The organism is Pseudomonas antarctica (assembly GCF_900624995.1).
GTDB classification, from domain to species: Bacteria; Pseudomonadota; Gammaproteobacteria; order Pseudomonadales; family Pseudomonadaceae; genus Aquipseudomonas; species Aquipseudomonas antarctica.
The window spans coordinates 1-2,614 of sequence record NZ_UYXQ01000231.1 but is presented as its reverse complement, the minus strand read 5'-3'; the positions used below and the strand labels follow the sequence as shown (position 1 = coordinate 2,614).

Below are 2,614 nucleotides of genomic sequence, written 5' to 3'. Positions count from 1 at the left end.
GCATCAGGTCAAAAGCTTGGAAGCCGCTGTATGAAGGTTACCTGGCCAGGGGCCTGAAAACGACTCAGGCCCTGGTCATCATCGCCCGCAAGCTGGCACGTATTGCGTTTTCACTCATGAAAAATCAGAGCGAATACCAGTCAAAAGCGGTTTTGGAGGCTTCCCCTCAACCATAGAATCTCCCACATTCGACCGAGTTTCACATTTGGAATGTGATCGAATGTGGGAGCGGGCTTGCTCGCGAAGGCTATTTATCAGGCAGCGCTGACCTGACGACGAACCGGCGTCGTCCAACGCTCCGACAAAATCACCCCGCCCAACGTCAGCAAACCACCCACCAAGTGGTACATCGCCAGCTGTTCCTTCAACACCACCGCCGCAATCAAGGCGGTAATCAACGGTAGCAGGTTGAAAAACAGCGTGGTTCGGCTTGGTCCCAGAGTTTTTACCGAGTGCATCCACGCCAGTGGTGCGACCATCGAGGCCAGCAAGCACGCGTACAACACCAGTGGAATATTCGCCCAGCCCAGGCCCGACTTGGTCGAGAACAGGAACAGCGGAAACAGCACCACCACCGCCACCAGCACCTGCAAATACAGCAACACCAACGGCGGCAGGCGCAGTTGCCATTTTTTCAGCAGGGTGCTGTAAATCGCGTAGGCCAGGGTGGCGATCAGCATCATGGCGTCGCCCAAGTTGAGCCCGTGTTGCAGCAACGCGCCCAGGCTGCCAGCCGAGACCACCACCACCACGCCTGCGAACGACAGCACCGCGCCGGTCAACGCGCCGAAGGTCAGGCGCTGACCAAGGCTGATAATGGCGGCGGTCAATGACATCAACGGCATCAGCGAGAGGATGATGCCCATGTTGGTGGCACTGGTCAGGGTCGCGGCGTAGTAGGCCAGGCTCTGATACACCGCCATGCCGAGCACGCCGAGGATGAAGATCTTACCCAGGTTCGGGCGGATCAGCGCCCAGTTGGCAATCACCGGCTTAAGCATGAACGGGGTGAACAGCAGCGCCGCCAGCAGCCAGCGGTAAAAACCGATTTCAGCCGGGAAGATCGAGCCCACGGCCAGTTTGTTGACCACGGTGTTACCGGCCCAGATAACGATGGCCAGCAGGGGATACGCGTATTGCATCGAAAGAAACCAGGTGTGTTGATGAGCCGGGATTATCCTCTGTCTGGATCGAAGCCTATACTGCGATCCAGACAAACGACCTTTGTATCCAGACAATATGGCCAGACATACCGTACGCCTCGCGGATTTCCATAGCCTGCCGAGCGCGGTCTACTTCCGTTACTCCGATTTTGCCCCGGACACCGAGTGCACGCCGCACCGGCATCTATGGGGTTCGCTGGATTATTCGGCCAACGGTGTGATGCGCATGGAAGTGGCCGGCAGCCGCTTTATGTCGCCGCCGCAGTACGCGGTATGGATCCCGCCCAATACCGAGCACAGCTCCTACAATGCCCAGGCGATTGTCTACCGCTCGGTGGGCCTGGCCCCGGCACTCTGCGAGCAATTGCCCAAGGCGCCCTGCACCTTGGCGATCAGTGAAATCCTCAAGGCCATTCTCAGTGATTTTGCCCAGCGTGACGTCAACATCCCGCAGACCGAGGCCGACATCCGCCTGGTCCAAGTGTTGGTGGATCAACTCAAGCAAGCGCCGATTCACGATTGCTTCCTGCCTTACGCGCGCCACCCCGGCTTGCTGGGTGTGCTCGAAGGCATGCAGGCCGAGCCCGGCGACAACCGCCCGCTGGCGCAATGGGCGCAGCAGGTGCATGTGAGTGAACGGACATTGGCGCGCCAGTTTGTGCGAGAGCTGGGCATGAGCTTCGGCGAATGGCGTCAACGCCTGCGTTATCTCGCCGCGATCGAAGCCCTGGACAGCGACCGTAGCGTGCAACATGTGGCGTTTGACTTGGGTTACAGCACTGCCTCGGCGTTCATTGCCATGTTCCAGCGCCACGCCGGCTGTACTCCGGAGCAGTACCGTCGAACAAATATACGTAGCCGGTGAAGATGTAACAGGCTTTGACTACACTGCTGCGTAGGCCGTGCCCTCCGGCACGGTAACAGGGAGAAAACTCCATGAAGATGCTGCGTATTCCGTTGTTGATGATGGGCCTGCTGCTGTGTTCCCAGGGCTTCGCCGCCACTGCCCAGCAGAATAAAATGACCACCTGCAATGCTGAAGCCACCACCAAGACGCTCAAAGGCGATGACCGCAAGGCCTTTATGAAGACCTGCCTGTCGGCGCCAGCCGCCAATGATGCCAAGACCCTGACCCCGCAGCAGCAGAAGATGAAAGACTGCAACGCCACGGCGAAAACCAAGGCCTTGGCCGGCGATGCGCGTAAGACCTTTATGAGCACTTGCCTCAAAGGCTGACCACGATTTCGCCAATGCTGGAGCGCAATGTGGGAGATTCTATGGTTGAGGGGAAGCCTCCAAAACCGCTTTTGACTGGTATTCGCTCTGATTTTTCATGAGTGAAAACGCAATACGTGCCAGCTTGCGGGCGATGATGACCAGGGCCTGAGTCGTTTTCAGGCCCCTGGCCAGGTAACCTTCATACAGCGGCTTCCAAGCTTTTGACCTGATGC

The 2,614-nt window shown here is 58.2% G+C and carries 3 protein-coding genes and 2 pseudogenes; 3 read left to right on the top strand and 2 right to left on the bottom strand.

Translation table 11 applies throughout. The features are described 5' to 3' along the window. A pseudogene (locus E0F99_RS30815) lies at nt 1-176 on the top strand (IS110 family transposase); the annotation flags it as partial. A 78-nt stretch (nt 177-254) separates the two neighbouring features. Here E0F99_RS30815 and E0F99_RS29600 read toward each other — a convergent pair. Beyond that, entirely contained in the window at nt 255-1,142 is an 888-nt protein-coding gene (locus E0F99_RS29600) for a DMT family transporter (protein ID WP_083355509.1), read from the bottom strand. 97 nt (nt 1,143-1,239) lie between these two features. Between E0F99_RS29600 and E0F99_RS29595 the strand changes: the two genes are divergently transcribed. Together E0F99_RS29595 and E0F99_RS29590 are read left to right on the top strand one after the other, a co-directional pair. After that, the gene (locus tag E0F99_RS29595) at nt 1,240-2,028 is read left to right on the top strand and encodes an AraC family transcriptional regulator (protein WP_083355508.1); all 789 of its coding nucleotides are present in this window, start codon (nt 1,240-1,242) and stop codon (nt 2,026-2,028) included. Nucleotides 2,029-2,099: 71 nt separating this feature from the next. Next, nucleotides 2,100-2,399, top strand: a complete 300-nt coding sequence (locus tag E0F99_RS29590) for a PsiF family protein (protein WP_017737505.1) — start codon at nt 2,100-2,102, stop codon at nt 2,397-2,399. 39 nt (nt 2,400-2,438) lie between these two features. On the opposite strand, the pseudogene E0F99_RS30810 reads toward E0F99_RS29590, so the two are convergent. Then, nucleotides 2,439-2,614, bottom strand: a pseudogene (locus E0F99_RS30810) (IS110 family transposase); the annotation flags it as partial.

Excerpts from the sequence above, each read along its gene's own strand:
- E0F99_RS29595 (WP_083355508.1), top strand. The coding sequence starts at position 1,240 with ATGGCCAGACATACCGTACGCCTCGCGGATTTCCATAGCCTGCCGAGC.
- E0F99_RS29590 (WP_017737505.1), top strand. The coding sequence starts at position 2,100 with ATGAAGATGCTGCGTATTCCGTTGTTGATGATGGGCCTGCTGCTGTGT.
- E0F99_RS29600 (WP_083355509.1), bottom strand. The coding sequence starts at position 1,142 with ATGCAATACGCGTATCCCCTGCTGGCCATCGTTATCTGGGCCGGTAAC.